General features: G+C 62.5%; 15 protein-coding genes. 8 read left to right on the top strand and 7 right to left on the bottom strand.

The genetic code is table 11. The features are described from left to right. Nucleotides 1-3: 3 nt before the first annotated feature. Nucleotides 4-1080 carry a D-alanine--D-alanine ligase family protein gene (locus NKJ40_RS10865; protein ID WP_352466143.1) on the bottom strand — a complete coding sequence of 359 codons (1077 nt, stop codon included), beginning with the start codon at nucleotides 1078-1080 and terminating at the stop codon, nucleotides 4-6. 561 nt (nucleotides 1081-1641) lie between these two features. On the opposite strand from NKJ40_RS10865, the gene NKJ40_RS10860 reads away from it, so the two are divergent. From NKJ40_RS10860 to NKJ40_RS10845, 4 genes are all read left to right on the top strand, one after another. Further along, on the top strand, nucleotides 1642-2616 hold the full coding sequence (locus NKJ40_RS10860; RefSeq protein WP_352466095.1) for an ABC transporter substrate-binding protein: 975 nt from the start codon (nucleotides 1642-1644) through the stop codon (nucleotides 2614-2616). 74 nt (nucleotides 2617-2690) lie between these two features. Beyond that, complete coding sequence (locus NKJ40_RS10855) at nucleotides 2691-3767, top strand: quaternary amine ABC transporter ATP-binding protein (protein WP_352466094.1); 1077 nt, start codon at nucleotides 2691-2693, stop codon at nucleotides 3765-3767. Then, nucleotides 3764-5746, top strand: coding sequence for an ABC transporter permease (locus tag NKJ40_RS10850; RefSeq protein WP_352466093.1), 1983 nt, complete (start codon nucleotides 3764-3766; stop codon nucleotides 5744-5746). Before NKJ40_RS10855 ends, NKJ40_RS10850 begins: the two co-directional genes overlap by 4 nt. A 160-nt stretch (nucleotides 5747-5906) precedes the next feature. Further along, complete coding sequence (locus tag NKJ40_RS10845; protein WP_352466092.1) at nucleotides 5907-7472, top strand: autotransporter outer membrane beta-barrel domain-containing protein; 1566 nt, start codon at nucleotides 5907-5909, stop codon at nucleotides 7470-7472. A 123-nt stretch (nucleotides 7473-7595) separates the two neighbouring features. On the opposite strand, the gene NKJ40_RS10840 is transcribed toward NKJ40_RS10845, so the two are convergent. The 5 genes from NKJ40_RS10840 to NKJ40_RS10820 form a co-directional block, all read right to left on the bottom strand. Next, on the bottom strand, nucleotides 7596-8777 hold the full coding sequence (locus NKJ40_RS10840) for a M20 aminoacylase family protein (protein ID WP_352466091.1): 1182 nt from the start codon (nucleotides 8775-8777) through the stop codon (nucleotides 7596-7598). A gap of 47 nt (nucleotides 8778-8824) precedes the next feature. Next, the gene (locus NKJ40_RS10835) at nucleotides 8825-9598 is read right to left on the bottom strand and encodes an amino acid ABC transporter ATP-binding protein (RefSeq protein ID WP_352466090.1); all 774 of its coding nucleotides are present in this window, start codon (nucleotides 9596-9598) and stop codon (nucleotides 8825-8827) included. After that, complete coding sequence (locus tag NKJ40_RS10830; RefSeq protein ID WP_352466089.1) at nucleotides 9585-10505, bottom strand: amino acid ABC transporter permease; 921 nt, start codon at nucleotides 10503-10505, stop codon at nucleotides 9585-9587. Before NKJ40_RS10830 ends, NKJ40_RS10835 begins: the two co-directional genes overlap by 14 nt. A gap of 8 nt (nucleotides 10506-10513) precedes the next feature. Then, the gene (locus tag NKJ40_RS10825) at nucleotides 10514-11344 is read right to left on the bottom strand and encodes an ABC transporter substrate-binding protein (RefSeq protein WP_502903702.1); all 831 of its coding nucleotides are present in this window, start codon (nucleotides 11342-11344) and stop codon (nucleotides 10514-10516) included. Nucleotides 11345-11412: 68 nt separating this feature from the next. Next, entirely contained in the window at nucleotides 11413-12387 is a 975-nt protein-coding gene (locus NKJ40_RS10820) for a substrate-binding domain-containing protein (RefSeq protein ID WP_352466142.1), read from the bottom strand. Nucleotides 12388-12495: 108 nt separating this feature from the next. Between NKJ40_RS10820 and NKJ40_RS10815 the strand changes: the two genes are divergently transcribed. From NKJ40_RS10815 to NKJ40_RS10800, 4 genes are all read left to right on the top strand, one after another. Then, nucleotides 12496-13833, top strand: coding sequence for an aminotransferase-like domain-containing protein (locus NKJ40_RS10815; RefSeq protein ID WP_352466087.1), 1338 nt, complete (start codon nucleotides 12496-12498; stop codon nucleotides 13831-13833). Between the two features lie 255 nt (nucleotides 13834-14088). Beyond that, nucleotides 14089-15399 carry an MFS transporter gene (locus NKJ40_RS10810; RefSeq protein ID WP_352466086.1) on the top strand — a complete coding sequence of 437 codons (1311 nt, stop codon included), beginning with the start codon at nucleotides 14089-14091 and terminating at the stop codon, nucleotides 15397-15399. Between the two features lie 124 nt (nucleotides 15400-15523). After that, complete coding sequence (cysK, locus tag NKJ40_RS10805) at nucleotides 15524-17017, top strand: cysteine synthase A (RefSeq protein WP_352466085.1); 1494 nt, start codon at nucleotides 15524-15526, stop codon at nucleotides 17015-17017. A 212-nt stretch (nucleotides 17018-17229) separates the two neighbouring features. After that, nucleotides 17230-21948: an alpha/beta fold hydrolase gene (locus NKJ40_RS10800; protein WP_352466084.1), complete on the top strand. Its 4719-nt coding sequence runs from the start codon at nucleotides 17230-17232 to the stop codon at nucleotides 21946-21948. 291 nt (nucleotides 21949-22239) lie between these two features. Here NKJ40_RS10800 and NKJ40_RS10795 read toward each other — a convergent pair whose 3' ends face one another. Further along, the gene (locus NKJ40_RS10795; protein ID WP_352466083.1) at nucleotides 22240-22521 is read right to left on the bottom strand and encodes a DUF1127 domain-containing protein; all 282 of its coding nucleotides are present in this window, start codon (nucleotides 22519-22521) and stop codon (nucleotides 22240-22242) included. Nucleotides 22522-22583 lie beyond the last annotated feature (62 nt).

Below are 22583 nucleotides of genomic sequence, written 5' to 3'. Positions count from 1 at the left end.
CATTCAGGCTGCTCGGCGGGCCCGTGCCAATCCATGTTCCACGAGCCGGTCGATGATTTCGGAATAGCTGACGCCGCTTGCCGCCATTGCCTTGGAATACATGCTGATATCGGTGAAGCCGGGGATGGTGTTGATTTCATTGACCAGGAATTGCATGTCCGGCGTCAGGAAAAAGTCGACGCGCGCCATCCCGTCACAACCGACGGCTCTGAAAGCCCTTGCGGCTACATCCCGCATGCCTGCCTCGACCTCCGGCGGCAGTTCGGCCGGCACTTTCAGCACCGCGCCGTTCTCGTCGATGTATTTGGCATCGTAGCTGTAGAAACCGTGGCTTTCCGCCGGCACGATCTCGCCTGGCCGCGAGACGAACAGGTCGCCTGCCGGGTCCTCCAGCACGCTATATTCAATCTCGCGCCCATGAACGAATTCCTCGGCCAACAGCTTGCAATCGTGCTGGAAGGCTTCAGCAAGCGCTCCATCGAATTCCTGGCTGGCATTGACCTTTCTGACGCCGACTGACGATCCCTGACGCGCCGGTTTGATGAAAAACGGCAGGCCGAGTTCGCTTTCCAGTATGGCGAGGGCGGGTGCCGCACCTTCATGGATCGTCACTGAGCGCGCGATTGGCAGCCCCGCCGCTTTCAGGAGCCGCTTGGCGATATCCTTGTCCAGCGTGGTTGCTGAACCCAGGATGCCGCAGCCGGCGAGCGGCACCAGAGCCACCTCGGCCACCCCCTGTACCGAGCCGTCTTCGCCATGGGGGCCGTGCAGGACGGGAAACAGGATATCGATCTTAGGCAGATCATAGGGCATGCCGTCGGCCGGGATCGCCATCATCCGTCCGCGCCCACCCGGAACCAGGCAAACTTCCGTGCCGGCCGCAGGTTTTGCGAGCGTACCATCCTGGAAGCTGCTCAGCAGCCACTGTCCTTCGCGCGTGACGAAGATTGGGACGGCATCGTATTTGGCGGGCAGCAGCGCACGCATGACATTGGTTGCTGAAAGCACCGAAACGTCATGTTCGGCGGAACGTCCGCCAAAGAGCACGGCAATTCGCGGTCTGTTCAAGGAAGAGGTCATGAAAGCCTCGGATATGATCTGGTGTTGAAAGGTCAGAAGCCGGCGGCGATCCCGCGGTTGGCGAAGAAGTAAGGCATTTTGGTCTGCTGCATTGTATCGGTACCCTGTCCTCGCGACTCGCATACGGGATGACTGGCAACCTTGGCTTTTTTCAAACCCATCTACGGGTCCATGCAAAAAGACGGGCCGTGAAATTGGCACCGGCGTTAATCGTTGCGCGACATGAACGTTGGTATATATAATTTCATCTCATGAAAGTGGCTCTGGGCGAGTTGCCGAGCCAACAGCCGAGATCATGGGACTTTGATGGTTTTTACCTCAAGACCGGCGATCGATCCGCGGATGACTGCTTCGGCAGCAATCCTTCGGCAGTCATGACGCGGCCGGTCCCGCCACATCTTCACCAATTTGGGCACCACTGCGTTTTGCGCCGGCATCCGCTTCGGCAGCATTGTGGCGCCTACGGCCTTGCGCAACGACCAGCTTTTCCAACACAATCAAAAAAAGACGCAAGAAGGGAACTAATGATAACTTCCACCAGAGCTTGACAGGAGAACAAGCATGTCACTTCGGAGCATGATTTCGAATTTCTCAATGGGAGCCTTAACACTTGCCGCAGCAAGTGCACTGACACCTTCGGCCTATGCGGCGGCGCCGGAATCCAACGACCCGATCAAGATCGCGCTGTTCGACTGGACCAGCGTCAATCTGAACGCCAAGATCCTCGGCGGCATCCTCGAAAAGCTCGGCTATACCGTCGAGTATCCGACCGCAGACTATCTCTCCAGCCTGACCACCGGCCTGACCAATGGCGACATCGATGTCGGCCTGGAATTCTGGGACACGACGGCCGGCGAGGCGATGAAGGCCTCGGACGCGACGGGCCAGACCGAACGCCTCGGCAAGCTCGGACCCAAGGCCAAGGAAGAATGGTGGTTTCCCGAATATATGAAAGAGAAATGCCCCGGCCTGCCGAACTGGGAGGCGCTGAAAGATCCGAAATGCGCCGAGGCCTTTTCGACGGCCGAAACCACACCGAAGGGGCGCTATCTCGGCGGACCTGTGACATGGGAAGGTTTTGACGACGAACGCGTCGAGGCGCTGAAACTGCCCTTCACCGTCATCCATGCCGGCACCGATGCGGCGATGTTCGCCGAACTGGACTCGGCCTATCAGCGCAAGGCGCCGATCATGCTGTGGATCTATTCGCCGCATTGGGCGCCGGCCAAATACAAGGGCGAATGGGTCGAATTCCCCGACTACACGACAGAGTGCTACACCGACCCGAAATGGGGTGTGAACCCCGACGCGAAATATGACTGCGGCAAGCCGCATGGCGAGATCTGGAAATATTCCTGGGCCGGGATGAAGGACAAATGGCCGGTCGCCTACAAGGTCGCGAAAAACTACACGGTCGATACCGACGAGCTCAACAAGATGAGCGGCCAGATCGATCTCGAAGGCAAGACGCCGGAAAACGTCGCCGCCGCCTGGATCGCCGCCCACGAAGCCGACTGGAAAGCCTGGGCCGAGTGACCGTCTGACTGGAAATCCGACGACCCGGCCATTCGTGGCCGGGTCTCGATCCCGTGTTCCAGAAGGACGATCGCATGACCGATACGATTGAACAGGCGGCGAAAGCGGGCAACGATGCCCGCCCGATAAAGCTTGCCTGTCGCAATGTCTGGAAGCTGTTCGGGGCGGACGCGGCCAATTTCATCCGCCGGCGCGACGGCAAGGCCAGCCTGGCGGATATCGCCGCGGCCGGACTGGTTGGCGCGGTGCGCGCCGTCGATCTCGAAATCCGCCAGGGCGAGATCTTCATCATCATGGGACTTTCCGGGTCAGGCAAGTCGACGCTGGTGCGCTGCATGTCGCGGCTGATCGAGCCGACCCACGGCAAGGTCGAGTTCGAGGGCAAGGACCTGCTCAAGATTTCCGATGCCGCGCTGATCGAGCTGCGGCGCCATCGCATGGGCATGGTGTTCCAGAATTTTGCCTTGCTGCCGCATCTCGACGTACTGGAGAACATCGCCTTTCCCTTGGGCATCCAGGGGCAGGACCGGCCGACGCGCGAGGCGCGCGCGCGGGAAGTGATCGAGCTGGTCGGCTTGCGCGGTCGCGAGCATTTCTATCCGCGCGAGCTTTCCGGCGGCCAGCAGCAGCGTGTCGGCATCGCCCGCAGCCTCGCCACGAAGCCGGAAATCTGGTTCCTCGACGAGCCGTTCTCGGCCCTCGATCCGCTTATCCGCCGTGAGATGCAGGACGAGCTGATGCGGCTGCAGACCATGCTGCACAAGACCATCGTCTTCATCACCCATGATTTCGACGAGGCCATCCGGCTGGCCGACCGGATCGCCATCATGAAGGACGGCGAGGTCATCCAGATCGGCACGCCGGAAGAGCTGGTGGTCAACCCGGCGACCGACTACGTCGCCGAATTCACCCGCGACGTCGATCGCGCCAAGGTGATCTCCGCCAAAAGCCTGATGCGCGCCTGCGACGGCGCCGAGTACGGCGGCACGGTCGCGCCGGATGCCAAGATTGCCAGTTTCTCGGCAGATATTGTCTCTGCCGGCAAACCCTTCGCGGTGGTCAACGGCACCGGCAAGCCGATCGGCGAAGTCACGCCGCAGGCGGTGATCGATCTTCTCGCCGGCATCGAGCGTCGTGGGGCCGGCGCATGACGGTCACGGCAAGCGCCAGCGCAGCGAGGCCCCGGCCGGTTCAAACCTGGCTGGCGATCTGGGCCTGCGCGCTCGCCGCCGTGCTTATTGTCTTCCTGCTGCAGGAAAGCCTGCCCTGGGCGGTCAATTACCCGGCCGGCGCGACCGTTCCTGTCGCCGACTGGGTCAGTTCGCTGATGAACTGGGTGAAGTCGAACTTCTCCTGGCTGACCCGCTCGATCACCGCGGTGCTCGGCGTGCCGCTCGATTTCGCGCTCGGTCTTCTGGCCAAGAATTTCAAGATCGGCCATGGCGCGGATATGATCGTCTTGCCGCGCCTGTCCTGGGTCGGCGTCTGCGCTGCCGCCTATCTTGCCGGGCGCGCCGCCGGCGGCTGGAAGCTGGGTGCGCTGGTCGGCGGCTGTTTTTTCTACATCGCGCTGTTCGGGCAGTGGACCAGCGCCATGCTGACGCTCGGCTTGATCTCGATCGCCGTGCCGTTTTGCATTGTCACCGGGCTGTTCGCCGGCATCTGGGCATGGCGCAAACCTTGGGCAGAGAGATTGTTGATCTCCCCTGCCCTCGATCTGATGCAGACGATCCCGACCTTCGCCTATCTGATCCCGATGCTGCTTCTGTTCGGCAACAGCCCGGTCTCGGCAATGATCGCGACGGCAATTTTCGCGACGCCGCCAATGGTGCGGGCGACGATGCTCGGCCTGTCGCGGGTGCCGTCGGAGATCGACGATTTCAGCGAGATGGCCGGCTGCACGGCACGGCAGAAACTGTGGCGGGTGCTGTTGCCGTCGGCGCGGCCGACATTGATGGTCGGCGTCAACCAGGTCATCATGCTGGCGCTCAATATGGTGATCATCGCCTCGATGATCGGCGCCGGTGGGCTCGGCTATGACGTGCTTTTGGCGTTGCGCGCGCTCAAGGTCGGCGAGGCGATGGAGGCTGGCCTAGCCATTGTCGCACTGGCAATTGCACTCGACCGGCTGAGCCAGGCGATCGCCCACAATCACGCCAAGGGCAATGTCCGCCATCAGGCCAGCACCAGCTTCTGGCGGCGCTATCCCAATCTGACGCTGGCCGTCGCCATCCTCGCCGTCACCACGCTGCTCGGCCTGTTCGTGCCGGCCTTCGCCGCGGTGCCGAAAGCGATCACCTTCACCACCGCGCCTTTGTGGAAGGCGGCGGTGAACTGGATCACCATCAACTTCTTCGACACGATCGAAGCGTTCCGCGTGGCGCTTATCCTCAATGTGCTGAACCCGGTGCGCGCCTTCTGCGAGGGCTTTCCGTGGCTGGGCGCGGTGTGTCTCCTCGGCCTTGCCGGCTACCAGCTCGGCGGCTTACGCCTCGCCGCCCTGGTCGCGGCATTGACAGCGTTCTGCGCCGTCACCGGACTTTGGGAAAAGACCATGGCGACGGTCTATCTGTGCGGCATCTCGGCCTTTATCGCCTGCCTGATCGGCATCCCGATCGGGCTGATGGCATCGCGCAGCGACCGCTTCGAAAAGATCGTCACGCCGGTCATCGACACGCTGCAGGTGCTGCCGTCGTTCTGCTTCATCATTCCGGTGGTCATGCTATTCAGAGTCGGCGACGTCACCGCGATGATCGCCACCGTCGCCTTCGCCGTGGTGCCGGCCATCCGCTACACCAATCACGGCATCCGGCAGGTGCCGCCGGCGCTGATCGAGGCGGCGAAGGTCTCGGGCTGTACCCCGCGTCAAACTTTCTTTCGCGTGCAACTGCCGCTGGCGCTGCCCGAGATCATGCTCGGCGTCAACCAGACGATCCTGATGGCGCTGGCGATGATCATCATCTGCGCCATGGTCGGCACGCGCGATCTCGGCCAGGAGGTGTTCATCGCCCTGTCCAAGGCCGATTCCGGCCGCGGCATCGTCGCCGGCCTGGCCATCGCCTTCATCGGCATCGTCGCCGACCGGCTGTTCAACGCCTGGACGGCCAAGGCGAGAGCGAGGCTGGGATAGCCGGGAATAGGACGGCCTCAGGAAGCTGCCGCTAATGGCGCCCCGGTGACGAGTTACCGATCCCTACGCCTAACGACATAGCCCTTCGGGATTATTGCTCGCTCTTGCCTCACATCGTACGGCTGTCATGGGACGGGCAGGCTCAACAGGAGAGCGAACAATGTCTAAACGTGTTCCCTTTACTTCCGGTGATCTAAGAGATCATCAACGCGGCACCGATGACACCCTCGCAGGCGATCCAAATACAAACATCTTAATCGGCGATGCTGGCGGCAGCCTGCTCGATTTCTCGAGAGGCGGCAACGATACCTTTACGGAAACCGGAGCGCCGACCTACACCTTCTACGGTGACGCGGCTCGGAGCTTGTTCAATTTTGCTCGGGGCGGTGACGACACCTTCACCACGGGGCTTTCGTCCACCACGACCACTGCCTATGGTGACGCGGGCGACGATATGTCGGACCACAGCAAGGGCGGCAACGATACCTTCAACAGTGGATTGGCAAGGCAGGTAGTCGATACCTTCTATGGTGACGCCGGCGGCAACATGCTCGGCCATGCTCAGGGGGGTGACGACACTTTCCTGACCCAAACCAAACAAGGAGCCGACCACACCTTCTACGGTGATGCAGGCGGCGAGATGTCCGATCGCAGCAAGGGCGGCAACGACACCTTCGAGGGCTCGACAGAAGCCAATAACATTTTCTACGGTGACGCCGGCAGCAACATGTCTGGCAATGCGCAGGGCGGCGACGATAGCTTCACGGGCAAGAGCGATTCATTCAACACTTTCTACGGCGATGCCGGCGGCGACATGTCGGACGACAGTAGGGGTGGCAACGATACCTTTACGGGCCGCTCCTTTTCCGCCAACACTTTCTTCGGCGACGCCGGCGGCAACATGTCTGGCCATGCTCTGGGCGGCGACGACTATTACACAGACACGTTTGGGGATCTCGGGGGCAAAACTCTCTATGGCGATGCGGGCGGCGATCTTTCCGATTTTGCGACGGGCGGCAACGATACCTTCACGAGCGTGGGTGGGTCCCAGGTAACGTTCTACGGGGACGCCGGCGGCAGTATGCTCGACCATGCGCTTGGGGGCGATGACGTGGCCGTGCTGCAAGGCACCGCCCATAATGTGGGGTATGGCGACGCCGTGACGATGCTCGGCAACGCTGTGGGCGGCAATGACACCCTGACCGGCGGGGACAAGAGCGCCTTTCCTGATGTTCTAAACGAGTTGTACGGCGACGCGCGCGCTATGTCCGGCTCCGCCCAGGGCGGCAACGACATTCTTACCGGGGGCCACAACAACGAAAGCGGTCAGGTCCGTAACTTCCTGTGCGGCGACGCTCTACAAATGTCCGGTTCGGCCAAAGGTGGAAATGATACCCTGTACGCTGGGAGCGCGGCACCCGGCTGCACGGTCATCAATGACATGTGGGGGGATGGACAACTGAGCGAGTTGGCTCAGGGCGGCGCAGACCAATTCATATTCAAGGATGATGGTTCAATGACGGTCGGAACCCAAAACACCATCTACGACTTCAGCCAGACCCAAGGTGACACTATCGTCTTTAGCGGCGTGGAGGGCGTGCAATCGTTCGATGATCTCACAATTGCGCAAAGTGGAACCGACACCATTATTACCGCGGGAGTCGATCAAGTTACTCTCGCAAACTTTGCGAGCCCGCTGACAACGAGTGACTTTTTGTTCGTCTGAAAGCGAAACCTTACCTGTTCGAAGGAGCTGGAATGCGGTGAGAGTTCGTTGAAGATGGTCGCGCGGCCGGTCGCCCCAATTCTGCTCGACCGGCCGATCGGCGATCCCAGCCGCAAGTATGGATCAAGCGGCCAGAAATCTCTCGGTCAATCGAGCCCAGAGCGCTGCGCCGACGGTCAAATTGCCGTCGTTGAAATCATATTTCGAGCTGTGCAGGATGGCTGAATCCTCGCCGTTGCCGAGGCGGAGGAAGCAACCAGGTTTGTGCTCAAGGAAATAGGAAAAGTCTTCGCTGCCGGGGATCAACGGGCAGACGGACACCTTGTCCTGACCGACGAGTTCAACAGCGACGTCTGTCGCAAAGGACGTCTCGCCCTCGGAATTGATCACCACTGGGTAGCCGCGCTCGTAGTCGATCTCGACCGTTGCGCCATGTGCCTGCGCCACAAGTGCTGCGATACTGCGAATACGCTGCTCGAGCGTGTCGCGAATCTCGGCCGAGAAAGAGCGAACGCTCAGCGTGATCTCGGCGTGTTCCGGGATGACGTTGGAGGCCGTGCCGCCGTGAATGGTGCCGACGGTAACGACAGCCGTCTCGATCGGGTTGACGTTGCGCGATACCACCGTCTGCAGGGTCATGACGATGTTGGCGGCAGCGACGATCGGGTCGACCGTCAGGTGCGGACGGGAGGCGTGGCCGCCACGCCCGGCGATCTTGATGGTGACAGTATCGCTCGCCGCCATCAGCGGCCCGGCGCGCATCAGGAACGAACCCGTTGGCGCGCCCGGGTGGTTGTGCAGCCCGAATATCGCATCGCAAGGAAAGCGCTCGAACAGGCCGTCGGCGATCATCGCCTGCGCTCCGCTTCCCTTGCCGGCTTCCTCGGCCGGCTGAAAAATGAGGTTCACCGTGCCGTTGAAATGCCGCGTGCGCGCCAGGTATTCGGCCGCGCCGAGCAGCATCGTGGTGTGGCCGTCATGGCCGCAGGCGTGCATCTTGCCGCTGGCTTGGCTGGCATAAGGGAGATTGGTCGCTTCGGTGATCGGCAAGGCGTCCATGTCGGCGCGGATGGCGATGCTGCGGCCGCTGCCCTGGCGCAAGCGGCCGACGACCCCGAGGCCGCCGACATTACGCGTCACCTCGTAGCCCCAGCCTTCGAGCCGTTCAGCAACGTATGCAGCGGTTTCATGCTCCTGGAAAGAAAGCTCGGGATGCGCGTGCAGGTGCTGGCGAGCCGCCGCAAGCTCGGCCGCCTTGTCGGCGAAGTCGGAAATATCGGCGAACTGGTTGGAGGTCTTTGGCATCGAAGGTCCTTTGCCGGCCGAATAGGTAAATCGCGCCGGCTTTGCTGTTAGATGAAACGGCTCAAAAAAGCCCGCGTGCGCGGGTGCCTGGGTTTGGCGAGAACCTCGTCCGGAGGCCCGGCCTCGATCACATTCCCGTCGTCCATGAACACCACCCGATCCGCCGCTTCGCGGGCGAAGCCGATCTCATGCGTGACCACGATCATGGTCAAGCCCTGCCTGGCGAGATCGCGCATGGTGGCGAGCACCTCGCCGACCAGCTCCGGATCGAGCGCCGACGTCGGCTCGTCGAAGAGCATCAATTTCGGGCGGATGGCGAGCGCACGGGCGATGGCGACGCGCTGCTGCTGGCCGCCCGAAAGCTGGCGCGGATAGGCGTCGATCTTGTCGGCGAGACCGACACGGGTCAGCAGTTCGCGGGCGTAGCCGATCGCCTCCTTGCGGTTCTCCCGGTGAACGCCGACCGGAGCCTCGATGACGTTCTGAAGGGTCGTCATGTGCGGATAGAGATTGAACTGCTGGAACACCATGCCGATCTTGCGCCGCTGCGCGGCGGTCGCGCGATCGGAAAGCTTGTCGAGGCGGCCGTCGTGCAACCGGTAACCGATCTGCTCGCCGTCCACCTCGATCGACCCTTGGTCGATCGCCTCCAGATGATTGATGCATCGCAGGAAGGTTGATTTGCCGGAGCCGGACGGCCCGAGAATGACCACCACCTCGCCAGGCGCGACGTCCAGGTCAATGCCTTTCAGCACCTCGAGCGGGCCGAAGGCCTTGTGAACGTTGCGCGCCCGGACCAGGGGCGTGTCATGCGCGCTCATTGGCAGCCTCCAGGGTGGCGGTCGCCGTCTTATCGCGAGCGCCGCGGTCGCCGCGGCTGTAGTGGCGTTCGATCGCGCCCTGCGCGACGTTGAGAACCGAGGTGATCAGCAGATACCAGAGCACTGCAACCATCAGCAGCGGAATGATTTCGAAGGTGCGGTTGTAGATCGACTGCACCGAGTAGAGCAGGTCGGCCATGGCGATGACGCTGACCAGCGACGTCGCCTTGATCATGCTGATCAGCTGATTGCCGGTCGGCGGGACGATCGACCGCATCGCCTGCGGGATGATGATGCGCCGCAAGGCCCGGGAGCGGGTCATGCCGAAGGCTTCAGCCGTTTCGGCCTGCCCCTTGTCCACCGACAACAATCCGCCACGGATGATCTCGGCCATGTAGGCGGCCTCGTTCAGCGCCAGACCAAGAACCGCGGCCGTCAAAGGCGTGATCAGGTCGTTGGTGTTCCAACTGGCGAAGCCGATGGAAATGCGCGGAAACAGCGTCGAAAGGTTGTACCACAGGATCAGTTGGACCAGCAGCGGCGTTCCCCGGAAGAACCAGATGAACAGGCCGGAGAGGAAGGATGCCAGCCTGTCCTTCGACATGCGCGCGATGGCGAGCAGCAGGCCGAGCACGATGCCCAGGATCATCGCCACGACCGTCAGGCCGAGCGTTACGGAAAGCCCCTGCATGACCGTCGGATCGAAGAAATACTGGGCGACCACCGGCCAGCCGAAATTCGGGTTGACCGCAACGATATAGGCGAAGCCGGCCGCCACGGCGATGGTGAATGCCCAGAGCGCCAGCCGGACGAGCGGAAACGGCCGGTGGGCTCGTTTGACGTCGCGCAGCGCGTCGTCGGGACGTCGCGGCAGCCCGGCCGCGTAGGCAGCGGTCGCGTCGGTCATGGCAGCCTCTACTGGCCCTGGTTGATGCCGGGTGCATCGATCATGTTCTTCTCGAGGCCCCACTTCTTCATCACCGCGGCATAGGTGCCGTTCTTCATCAGGATCTTGAACGCGTCGAGCAGTACACCGCCCAGCGGCGAGCCCTTCTTGACGACGGCGCCTTGATAGATGTCCTTGAAGCCATTGGCCTGGCCGACACCGGCGAGTTCCAGCTGGCCCTTCGCCTGCTCGACGAAATAGGTCAGCGGCGCCTGCGAGGAGAAGAATGCGTCGGAGCGCTTCGACCGGACGGCCAGTATCGAACTCGGCTGGTCGGTGAAGGATTGCACCTCGACGGCCGGCTTGCCGCCCTCGGTGCATTTCTGTACCTGCTGCTTGATGACCTTTTCGGCCGACCCGCCCGACATGACGGCGATGCGCTTGCCGCAAGCGGTGTCGAGTGAGGTAATGTCTTGCGGATTGCCCTTCTCGACGGCGAAGACGACGTATTCGCGCACCCAATCAATGAAGTCGTTGGATTTCTGGCGGTCGGGATAGTCGCCGACAGGCCCCATCGCGAACTGATAACGGCCGGCATTGATGCCACTCAGCAACGCCGGCAGGCCGGCGACCGAGGCATGATCGACTTCGACGCCGAGCAGCTGGCCGATAGCGTCCGAAATGTCCTTGGTCGCCCCGGACAGTTCGGTGCCGGTGACGATCTCATAGGGCGGGAACGAGCCGTTGTTGACGGCTGTGATCTTTCCCGCCGTGCGGATCTCTTCCGGCAGCCGGGCGCGCAAGTCTTCGTTCACCGATTGCTTTTGGACGTCCTGGGCGAAGCTGGACTGCGCCAGCATTGTGACGAGCGAGGCGAATATGAAGCTGATTGTCCTCATGGCATTCTCCTGTTCTTGATTGTGCGTTGTCAGGCTGCAGTGGCCCGCGACCTGGCCTCAAAAGGAAACAAGGCTTCGGCGGAAATCGGCTCCGTCAGAATGCCCTGGGCATGTAGCTCAGTGACGAAATCCTCGATCATGCGCCGGTTGGCGGGCAGGCCGGTGGCGTTCCAGGAGGCAGGCAGGTCGCGCCCCGCATGAAGCAGCTCCTCGAGGACCCAGGGCGAGGTATCGGCATATTTTCGGCGCTTTGCCGTCCAGACGCGCTGGCTTTCGTCGATCAGCCTGGCGAGTTCCTGCGGCAGCCAGGGGTGCTCCCTGGCCATTGCGGCCTTGACGGCGACCAGATGCATGCCCGGGACATAACCGACGTCGGCGAAATAGGCGCGTTCGGCCGCGCGAAAATCGCGCAGCACTTGCCGGAAGCCGGAAGTCGGGCCGAAAAAGCCGTCCGGCATGAAGGGCGTGAAAACGGCGTCGAGCTCGCCTTGCGCCAGCAGTTCCATCATCGGGCGTTCGCCCGGTGCCGCTTCGATACGACCCGGCCTGCCGAATCCGTCGAGGCGGTCGGCGACCGGGTGCTCGGATGTCAGCCTGCCGGCAAACCAGTAGGCGTCCTCGACGCCGACACCTTCCCGACGAAGCGCCGCGCGCGTCCATGTGTTGCCGGAATCGCGCCAGCCGGTCACGCCGATGCGTTTGCCGGCAAGGTCGGCGAGCCGCTCCAGCGGGCTGGTCTCGACCGTTATGATGCAGCGATGGCGAAAGCCGCGCATGATGAAGCACGGTAGTCCAACCACAGTATCCCGGCCCGAAGCCATGGCCGACACATAACGGCTGAATGAGACCTCCGCCGCATCGTAGTTCGGATCGGTGCCGAGATCCGCGATCAGCGTAGCGACGCGGTCAACCTTCACCGACAGGCGGCTCGACGTGACGTCACCCAGCATCAAAGGGGTGAGATAGTCCCAATCGCGGGTGGCTATAGTGATGGAGACGGGCATCGGCATGAACTTCAAAGCTACGTTTGACCGGCGATTGGTAAATGTTTATTTTTTGCCGATCAAATGTTATTATGTTACTGAACATTCAAACTGACAGTTGTCGATTCGATGGATTTCGATGCAGGATGGTTCGCTGAACGCCTTGGCGACCGCACGACGCGCGGCATCGCGCGCGAGACCAGTGCGCTGATCAGAAGCGGCGCGCTGCCTGTCGGCGTAAAACTTCCGCCGGTGCGCGATCTGGCCTATGTGCTCGGCGTCAGCCCGGCGACGGTCTCGCAGGCGTGGAGCGAGCTTCGGCGCTACAAGATCATCGGCGGCCGTGGGCGCAACGGCACCTGGATCATGGGCAACCGCTTTGCCGCCCGGCCCGAGCGCCACATGAGCGGCGGCAATTACGGTGCGGACATTCTGAACCTGGCGATCGCGGAGCCCGATGTGATGCTCTTGCCGCCGCTCGACATCGCGCTGGCGCATGGTGCGCGTGCCGAAAAGCTCAACAGCTACGAGCGGGTGCGCATCCTGCCTGAGCTGGAGGCCGCGGTGCGCCCGTCATGGCCGTACGATCCCGGCGCGTTCCTGGCCACCAATGGCGGCTACAACGCCATCTACACCTTGCTGCATGCGCTGGTCCCGCCGGGAGCGCCGGTCGCTATCGAGAACCCAACGGCGCTTCGCCTGCTCGACATCCTCGAGGATCTCGACGTGCCGATCATTCCGGTGGACTGCGACAGTGACGGTCCCTTGCCGGATGCACTTGCCAACGCTCTGCGGCAGCGGCCCGTCGCGTTCCTGTTCCAGCCGCGCGTCCATTCGGTTACCGGCGCCTGCATGTCATCGGCGCGGCTGGAGGTCATTGGCGACCTGCTCGCCGGCACCGACGTGCTGATTGTCGAAGATGACGGCGTTGGCGACATTGCTTCGGCGCCGCGCATTTCGCTTGGCCGGCGTTTTCCCGATCGCGTCATCCATATCCTGTCCTATTCCAAGACCCATGGCCCGGACCTGCGGCTCGCCGTGCTGTCCGGATCGGCGACGATCGTCGAGCAGATCCAGTCCTATCGCAGCTTCAGCTCGGGATGGACCAGCCGTATCCTGCAGGCGGCCACCGCCTGGCTGCTGCAAGACCCGGCCACGGCTGCCCTCGTTGAGCAGGCGAAGGAGGTGTATCGCCGCCGCCGCGAGCGGCTCGCCGACGAACTGGCGAAACGCAATGTCGCGATCGACGCCGGACACGGTCTCAGCGTCCTCATTCCGGTTGCTTCGGAACCTTACGCGATGGTCACGTTGGCCGCACACGGCATCGCGGTTCATGCCGGGGCGAAGTTTTCGACGGGAAAAACGAACGCCGTCCGCGTCGCGACCAGCATCCTGGACGAGGAGCACCTCGAGCACGTCGCAAATTCCCTGACGCTGGCAGCCGACCCCGCGCGGGAGGTTAGCTGAGGCAAGGCCTCCGATGGATAGTCGCCGACTTGCCATAGACAGACCCTGTCTTCCGTCGCGTTCAACTGCCGCTGGCGCTTCCCGAGATCATGCTCGGCGCCAACCAGTCCGTCGTGATGGCGCGGCGATGATCAAAGATCTCACCAATCCGCCGCTCACCGAGACGAGGCTGCAGGTCTAGGCGAGGCCGTTTCCACGGCTCCGCGGTGAAGCTTTCCACGCTGATGCACACACCTGCTTCCACACCGCTGGCCGATGACAGCTTCGAAGAGGTCCTTCGAGGGCGAGAACATGTCGAATCATCAAATATCACCGACGGCAGGCAGGGAGGTTTGGGATAGTGCAACACGGCTGCGCGGCCTGTTGGCTGCGGCCGGCGCCACGACCGCCATGGCGTTCGGATTTGGCAGCCTGGCGCTCACATCCGTCTTCATCAGACCGCTTGAGGCGGAGTTTGGCTGGTCGCGAGCCGACATCAGCCTTGCCTACACGCTATCAAGCGTCGGCATGGCCTTGGGCGGGCTGTTCTGGGGCCGGCTGTCGGACCGCCTGAATATCAAAAGCCTGCTATTCATCGGCTCGGCAGGCATGGCGATCGCGCTCGCCGCGCTTTCCTTCACCACTTCGCTCTGGCAGATCTATGCGGCCAACTTCGCTTTGGGCGGGCTAGGCTTTGCCTGTCTCTACGCGCCGGTACTTGCCGTGACCGGACTCTGGTTCGACCGCCGCCGCGGCCTGGTGATAGGGATCGTCACAGCAGGCGGAGCCCTAGGCCAGGGCATAATGCCCTACGCCGCAAATACCTTGATCGACGGCGTAGGCTGGCGCCTCGCATACGCGATCATGGCTGTGGCGACGATGGCTGCGCTGGCGATCTTCATGCCGGCGGTTCAGGCGCCGCCCGTCAATCGGATCCTTGCCGCACCGGCGCATTTTTCAGCGAAGCCAGGCTTCCAACGTGGCCATCTTTCCCCGCTGACGCTGGTATCTGCCGCAGCCTTCCTCTGCTGCGCCTGCATGGGCGTCCCGCTGATGCACCTCACGAGCTTCGTCACGGCCGTGTGCGGATCTTCGAATGTCGGATCGCTCAGCCTGCTGATCGCCATGCTGTTCGGCGCCATCGGGCGGATCGCATTCGGGCTCCTCGCCGACCGGGCAGGCAACATTTCTGCCTACGCCCTGGCGTCGTTTATTCAGACGGCATGCGTTGCGATTTTCCCCGCGCTGGACCAGCAGCTGAGTCTGCTGGCGCTGTCGGCGGTTTTTGGCTTCGGCTTTGCCGGAAACATGACATGCCTGATCCTTTGCGTGCGCCAATTTGCGCCAGCCGAACGCTTTGGCCAGTCACTCGGCATCGTCATGCTGATCGCCTGGGTGGGTATGGGCGTGGCCGGATATTTCGGCGGCTTTGTCTATGACAGCTTCGGCAGCTATGGGCCCGCTTTCCTAGTGGCATTTGTCGCAGGCGCGGCCAATCTCGTGGTTCTGGGCATATTGGCGGCATCATCCGGCGCGAGAGCGCAGGTTCCATGCGGCCGCCTTCCGGACCCAGCGATGAGCCGCTGATTCAAACGTCGAAATCCATTTATTCCACGTTGGTTCGAACGCTGCAAACCACGGCCTTCCTGCCAACCTCAGAGATCGAACGGACCGGCGGAGCACCGTCGTCACCAAACAAGGACCAGCTGAGATGAGCAGTATCTACGACAGCATTCTCGACACCATCGGTGATACGCCGGTCGTTCGCCTTTCCCGTATCAACAACGGCGCCGCTTCGCTCTATGCCAAGCTCGAGGCGTTCAATCCTGGCGGCTCGGTCAAGGACCGTCTTGCCGCCGCGATCATTGAAGAAGCGGAGAGCTCCGGTGCACTTCGGCCTGGCCAGACGGTGATCGAGGCGACGAGCGGCAACACAGGCATAGGACTTGCCATGGTTTGCGCGAGGAAAGGCTACCCTCTGGTCATCGTCATGCCGGAAAACGCCAGCCTCGAACGCCGCAAGCTGATGCGCTTTTTCGGGGCCAAGGTCGTGTTGACCCCTGCCGTCGAGCGCGGCAGCGGCATGCTCGCCAAGGCGGTCCAACTGGCCGGAGCGCACGGCTGGTTCCTCTGCCGGCAATTCGAGACGCCCGTCAACGCCGATATTCATGCCCGCACGACAGCGCTCGAAATCATCGCGGCATTCCAGGACCGTCCACTCGACTACTGGGTCACCGGCACCGGGACCGGCGGAACACTTGCCGGTGTGGCGCGAGTGCTCAAGCGCGAGCGGCCGGAAACGCGGATCATAGTCTGCGAGCCCGACAATTCGGCGCTGCTGTCGAGTGGCATTCCTCAAACTTTCGACGAACAGGGGCTGCCGACTCGGGCGCATACTCGGTTCCGGCCACACCCGATGCAGGGGTGGAGCCCTGATTTCATTCCGCAGATCGTCGGCAACGCGATGGCTGACGATCTTGTGGACGAGATCCTACCCGTTTCAGGCGCCAGCGCTCTGGAAGCCGCGCGCCGGCTTGCGACGGAAGAAGGAATACTGGCGGGCATCTCCGGCGGAGCAACCTTGAGCGGGGCACTGGAAATTGCTCGACGCGTCGGCGCGGACCGAAACGTGCTCTGTATGTTGCCTGATACGGGTGAGCGGTATCTCAGCACGATCCTGTTCGATCACATCAGCGAGGAAATGTCGCCCGCCGAAGAGGCGATCTCTCACTCCACACCCGGCTACCGCTTCGACCGGCCGCCGTCCTTCGCCCTTTCATCGGCACCTGTAAACGAAATCCAAATCGACCAGTCGGCGCATGCGATGGTCGACAAGGCGATCAATGATCCGGAGCGTCCGGTGGTCATGTTCGCTCTGACATGGTGGGAATTCTGCTGGACGGTAAGAAAGCTTTTCGACCGTGCCGGAATCGCCTACAGGTCCATCGAAATCGATACTCCGGAATTCCAGAAGAACGGCCTGGACGGGGAAATCCGGAAGGCCCTGAGGGCCCGGATCGGTTCGCCTACAATTCCGCAGGTCTTTGTCGGCGGCGAGCATATCGGTGGCTGCATGGATACGCTTGCGGCCTGGCGGGAAGGCACGCTCGCCGCCCGGCTCGAGTTCGTCGGCGCAAACTACACGCCCGGCGCATGCGCAAATCCCGAGAGCCTACTGCCCCGATGGGTGCGCGCGGCAGCGTGAGATCTCGCCTCTAGGCTTTTCACAGTGCCGTCGCCACCATCAAGCGAGCGGAACGGGCGCGATCCCGTTCCGGCTCAGCTTTCATCCGCACTTGTCCGTGTCAGCCTTCCCGCAGACCGAAACCTCGCGCTTCCGGAAACGAACGCTTTCGGCAGCGGCACGGACTTGATACAATCAATCGCTAAATTAGCAGGCGCACTAGGGTCAACAAAGTGTCGCTCGAAATTCGCGTTCTCGGAGATCTGACGGTCCTTCGCCATGGCGAGGTCGTTTCCTTGCCGCCTTCGAAAAAGACGCGGGCGCTGCTGGCCTATCTTGCGCTCGTAGAGCGCCTGCAACGGCGCGAGCGCCTTTGCGAAATGTTTTGGGAGGTACCGGACGATCCTCGCGGCGCCCTGCGCTGGAGTCTCTCGAAGATCCGACAGGTCGTGGACCTCGGGGACGGCGAGGTCCTGCAAGCCGACCGCAACGCAGTTCGCCTGAACAACAGCGAAATCGTGCTGGACATCGCGCCGCTCCGCGGCCTTGGCACTCGCGACATAGAGGCTCTCGAACGGGAAAAGCTGGAGGCCCTCGCCGGAGCGTTTCGCGGACGTTTCCTGGATGACCTCTCACTGCCGCGCTGTCCGGAATTCGAAGCCTGGCGCATTGCGACCGCCGACGAACTGCACGTGACGCATCTGCGCATCCTTCGGGTGCTCGTCGACCGGCTGGCGGATGAGCCGGCGCGGGCGCTTCCGTACGCCCATGTCCTGCACGGGCTGGAGCCCGGAGACGAGGCTCTTCGAGCAGACATCCGTCGGCTGAGCGAGGCAGCACGGCAATCCGCCATGGTCCAGAGCCGCGCCTCGATAACGGACACGGAGGTCGCTCCCGCCGGTGAGAGCGTCACTCCGACCCAGGTTTGGCCGGGGGCGGAGATACAGCTCCCCCCTGCGCCGGAGCGGGTCCTTGCGCAGGAGATCCGGCGGTGCACAACGCCCGACGGCGCGCGCCTCGCCTATTCCTTGAGTGGTCAAGGCCCCCCTTTGGTAAGGGCCGCCCACTGGATGTCCCATCTCGAGCTCGAATGGGACAGTCCGGTATGGAAGCATTGGATCGAGGGCCTCTCCGCGCACTACCAGCTGATACGCTACGACCAGCGCGGGAACGGCCTATCGGATCGGTATCCCGCCGACCTATCCTTCGAGGCCATGGTCGCCGACCTGGAGAGCATCATCGACGCGGCCGGTCTGCGCCGCGTTTCCCTGCTTGGCATTTCCCAAGGGTGCGCCGTTTCGATAGCCTATGCCGTCCGGCATCCCGAGCGCGTGGCCGGGATGGTGCTGTATGGCGGATTTACCAAAGGCTGGCGCAAACGGGGCAATCAGCGCGAAATAGCGCGCCGCGAAGCGATGGGATCGCTGATACAGGAAGGGTGGGGCCAAGACGACCCGGTGTTCCGGCAGATGTTCACCTCCCTCTTCATTCCTGAAGCAACGCCGGAACAGAGGAATTGGTACAACGAGCTGCAACGCAATACCGTCTCGCCGGAGATTGCCCATCGCATTTTCGAGGAAGGCGCCGTCATCGACGTGGACGAGCTGTTACCACGGGTCCGTGTTCCGACCCTGGTGATGCATGCCACGGGGGACGCAGTCATTCCGTTCGACCATGGCCAGGCGATGGCTGGGAAAATTCCCGGCGCGCGTTTCGTCGCGCTCGACAGCGCCAACCACGTGCTGCTTGGCCATGAACCGGCATTCGCGACCTTCGTGGAGGAAACGCGTCGTTTCCTTGCCGACCCTGAACAGACGCAGCAATTGGCCGGCCCTCCGGCGTCCTTGGGAATCAACCGCTCCCGGCAGTACATAACCGTACTAGCCACGGAAGTGGTCAGTCCCATGCATCTCCTCGAAACGGAGGATCCGGAAGTGGCGATCCGCGAATTCCAGCCCGTCGAGGATCGGGTGATAGAAGTCGTGGAGAGTCATGGCGGCGTCGTCACGTCGGCTGCTGACGGGACAATCACCGCAGCATTCGGCCTCGCTCGCGCCACGGAGGATCACGCTTATCTTGCATGCCGCGCCGCGCTTGCGGCCAAGCTGGCGGTGGAGGAGCTTTCCCAGGGCGGGATCCAGTTGAGGGTCGGAATAGACACCGGCGAGGTGATCGTACGGCAGCAATGGACGACCCAAGCCAGCAAGGTTGAACTGGCCGGAGCCGCGCCGCGTGCAGCCAACCGGCTGATGCGTGCCTTGCACCGTGCGACGATCGCCGCGACAGGCCGGGCGCGCGCAGCAGCCGGGGGCTATGTGCAGATGCACCGCTTGGCGCATTCGGAGCATCCACAACTTGGCCGCGACGAACGTGTTTACGAGCTGTTGGGCGAAAATCACGCTCTGTCGCGCTGGCACTTGAGGGCCAACCGCGGCCTCACCGGACTGGTGGCACGCGAGCTCGAGCTCAAAATCCTTCTTTCAACCTGGCGCAGGGTCAGGGAGGGCCACGGCCAGGTCGTCGGGATCGTCGCCGACCCCGGCATGGGCAAGTCGAGGCTTGCCCATGAATTTCTCTCTCTCGACGAGGTGGCCGGTTTTACTGTGCTTGAATGCGGCGGTCTGGAGTTTGATTCGTCCGTTACTCTCGGCGCTGTAAAGAAGCTGTTGCTCTCGGCTTGTGGCATTCGCGGCGAAGACGGCCTGGCGGAGGCCCAGCGCCTGTTTGCGCTCAAACAGGCTGAACTGGATCTGGATCCCCGTCATACCGCGCCGCTCTCCTTCCTCGCGGACCTGCCGATCGACGATTCTTCCTGGCGACATCTCGATGCGCGGGAGCGGACCTCACGGGTATCCGAAGCGATGAGCGCTTTTCTCGTTGCCTTGAGCCGAGCCGCGCCCGTCGCCGTGCTTATCGAGGATCTGCACTGGATCGATGCCGAGAGCGAGGCGGTAGTGAACAGGCTGGTCGAAGTCATGGGCGCCAACCGCATCATGCTGCTCGCCACCTACAGGCTGCAGTACCGGCACGAATGGAACCGCCGCGGCTATTTCCAGCAGATAAGGCTCGAGCGGTTCGCGCGAGATGAAATGGAGCAGTTCCTCACCGAATTGCTAGGATCCGATCCCAGCCTGGGGGAATTGCGGAAATCGCTTGCCGAGCGGGCCGAGGGCACACCGCTATTTCTGGAAGAAATGGTGCGCGGACTGGTGGCGGACGGCGTCCTTGCCGGCCAGTCGGGCCGCTACGAGCTCACGAGACCGGTGGAATCCATCACCGTCCCGTCGACGGTTCAATCGCTCATCGCCGCACGCATCCAGCAACTGGGTGACTCGGAAAGGCAAGTACTCCAACTGGCTTCGGTTATCGGCAAGAATGTTCCGTTTCCGCTGCTGAGGGCGCTCTCGCCGCTCTCGGAGGCGGAGTTGGAGGCATGCCTGGCCAAACTGCAGAGTCTAGAATTCCTGTTCGAGGTCCAGAGCTATCCTCACGTGGAACATACCTTCAAGCACGCGCTGACGCTGAAGGTGACCTACGAATCCCTGTTGGCGGAGGACCGAAAAAGGCTGCATCGGGCTGCATTGGTTGCGATGGAAAGACTCTATGCCGGATCGCTGAACCACCACATCGAGCAACTGGCCGAACACGCGCTTCGTGCCGAGGCATGGGAATCTGCCGCGGATTATCTGCTGCAAGCGGCGGGTCGGGCGGAGGAACGTTCGGCCTATTCCGCCGCGGTCCAGTTCCTGGAAAGCGCCCGCAAGGCGGTCGCCGCGCTGCCCCGAAATCCGAAAACACTCGCCCAGGCGATCAACCTGCGGGTGCGGATGCGACCCGCCTACGGCGCCCTCGGGGCCTACCGGAAGGCGCTGCCGCAGCTGTTGGAAGCGCGCGAACTGGCCATGGAACTGGGCGATCCGCAACTCATTTCCGACGTGTTGCTCCACTTGAGCTATCTTAACAGCTCCCACGGCCGCTACGAGGAGGCGCTGGAACCGGCCGATACACTCAAGCGCGGCGCCACGGCAAACGGCGTGCAGCGCTGCATAAGCGAGTCGGATCTGGCCGCCTCACAGGCGCTTCTGATCCGCAGCGAGGCCCGGCAGGTGCTGGAGCGGCTTGTTCCGCATGAGGAGAGGTTCACCAAAGCTTGGCGTCTGGAGCGTTTCGGACAGCTCGGTGCGCGTGCGGTATGGTACCTGGGGCACCGTGCGCAAGCGGAAGCGCGCCTTGGCCGGTTTGACGATGCGGAGCGTTCGCTTGCCGAACTGCAGAAGGTCGCCGCCGAAGTGGCGCGCCCGATCGACAGCTGCGCGGCCGCCTATTTCACCGGTGTGGTGGGCGTCCTGCGCGGGCCCGAGCCGGCGCTTATGGGGACGCTGCAATTGTGGTCCTCCGAAGCCGCGACCAGCGGATCTGTCCTACTCCGACCATGGCTGTTGACGGTGCTCGGGCATGCGGAATTCCTGCGCGGCCGCAACCACGACGCGGGCGCCACCTTGGAAATGGCGGTGACCGAGTCTGAGCGGCTCGATCTTGCCCAGTTCGAATGTCATGCGCGCGCAGTGCTCGCATGCGTGCGTGCGCGCCTCTGTGAGCCGGAAGCCGCGGCCAATCTCGGCCATGCGCTCGAGCTTGCACGGGGACGCGGCGATCCGTGGAGCGAGATCGTCGTACTGCGCGGCCTTGCCGAGCTGAAACCTTCCAGATCGGCCATTGGCTTGCTCGAACAGGCCTGCAATCTTGCCAGGCGGGTTGAATTGCGGCCGGAGCTTGCCCGCTCCTTGCGAGCTCTCGGGCTTGCGATGCGGCGTGGCAAAATCGCTGGCGCGGATGCCACTCTCGCGGAAGCCGCCAAGCTCTACACAGAAATGCAGATGCGGGACGATTTCTTCGACACGGAGGAGCCGGCCGGAAATATGATACGCGATCGCATAGAAGCTACGGTGTGAATTCTCCGCACCCACGGATCTGCTTCGAAGGGTCGTGCTGCCTGTGGGACAGGCAAGTTGCGCTCATGCAGCTCGCGATCCCGCGGTGTCATAGGACAAAATCTGCCGGACCAAACGATCCGCCACCAGATCTGCGTGGGTCAGCGGCCCCATGTGTCCCGCGCCAGGAACAATCGTACCAATTGCGCCCTGGAGTTCCCGGGCGATGAGCCGCGTCGGAACTGAAGCAAATTCGTCGCGCAATACCAAGACCGAAAAGCCAATCGGGCATATTCTCTTGCTGACATCGACTCATGGATCAATGCGTGGAAGTCGAGGCTGGCCTTCGGCAGAAACTGCACCAGTGCCGCCTGAACGCGTGCTGGTATCACGCCCAGCAAACCAAGTGATCGAGTTGATCTCAAAGCGGGTGATGCCGACGTCGCGCAAGATGTAGTCCGGCAACTCATAAAGCTGTCGACGGTCCTGCTGGATGCGAATGAAACGCCAGACTGCGGCCAACATTGTTCCGCCAGCCCAACTCAAACCTCGCGTCGTGGTGAGGGACAGGGATGGGTTCACCATTGCACTCATCTTGATTTCTCCATGGTTGCCGGCGCCGACCACGGCGCCAGTGGAGCCTCTTGTCGTGGTCG

Source organism: Mesorhizobium sp. M0119 (assembly GCF_040322615.1).
Lineage (GTDB): Bacteria > Pseudomonadota > Alphaproteobacteria > Rhizobiales > Rhizobiaceae > Mesorhizobium.
This window is presented reverse-complemented; position numbering and strand designations above follow the sequence as displayed.

Coding starts and splice junctions, on each gene's coding strand:
- NKJ40_RS10865 (WP_352466143.1), bottom strand. CDS start 1,080: ATGACCTCTTCCTTGAACAGACCGCGAATTGCCGTGCTCTTTGGCGGA.
- NKJ40_RS10860 (WP_352466095.1), top strand. CDS start 1,642: ATGTCACTTCGGAGCATGATTTCGAATTTCTCAATGGGAGCCTTAACA.
- NKJ40_RS10855 (WP_352466094.1), top strand. CDS start 2,691: ATGACCGATACGATTGAACAGGCGGCGAAAGCGGGCAACGATGCCCGC.
- NKJ40_RS10850 (WP_352466093.1), top strand. CDS start 3,764: ATGACGGTCACGGCAAGCGCCAGCGCAGCGAGGCCCCGGCCGGTTCAA.
- NKJ40_RS10845 (WP_352466092.1), top strand. CDS start 5,907: ATGTCTAAACGTGTTCCCTTTACTTCCGGTGATCTAAGAGATCATCAA.
- NKJ40_RS10840 (WP_352466091.1), bottom strand. CDS start 8,777: ATGCCAAAGACCTCCAACCAGTTCGCCGATATTTCCGACTTCGCCGAC.
- NKJ40_RS10835 (WP_352466090.1), bottom strand. CDS start 9,598: ATGAGCGCGCATGACACGCCCCTGGTCCGGGCGCGCAACGTTCACAAG.
- NKJ40_RS10830 (WP_352466089.1), bottom strand. CDS start 10,505: ATGACCGACGCGACCGCTGCCTACGCGGCCGGGCTGCCGCGACGTCCC.
- NKJ40_RS10825 (WP_502903702.1), bottom strand. CDS start 11,344: ATGCTGGCGCAGTCCAGCTTCGCCCAGGACGTCCAAAAGCAATCGGTG.
- NKJ40_RS10820 (WP_352466142.1), bottom strand. CDS start 12,387: ATGCCCGTCTCCATCACTATAGCCACCCGCGATTGGGACTATCTCACC.
- NKJ40_RS10815 (WP_352466087.1), top strand. CDS start 12,496: ATGGATTTCGATGCAGGATGGTTCGCTGAACGCCTTGGCGACCGCACG.
- NKJ40_RS10810 (WP_352466086.1), top strand. CDS start 14,089: ATGACAGCTTCGAAGAGGTCCTTCGAGGGCGAGAACATGTCGAATCAT.
- cysK (WP_352466085.1), top strand. CDS start 15,524: ATGAGCAGTATCTACGACAGCATTCTCGACACCATCGGTGATACGCCG.
- NKJ40_RS10795 (WP_352466083.1), bottom strand. CDS start 22,521: ATGAGTGCAATGGTGAACCCATCCCTGTCCCTCACCACGACGCGAGGT.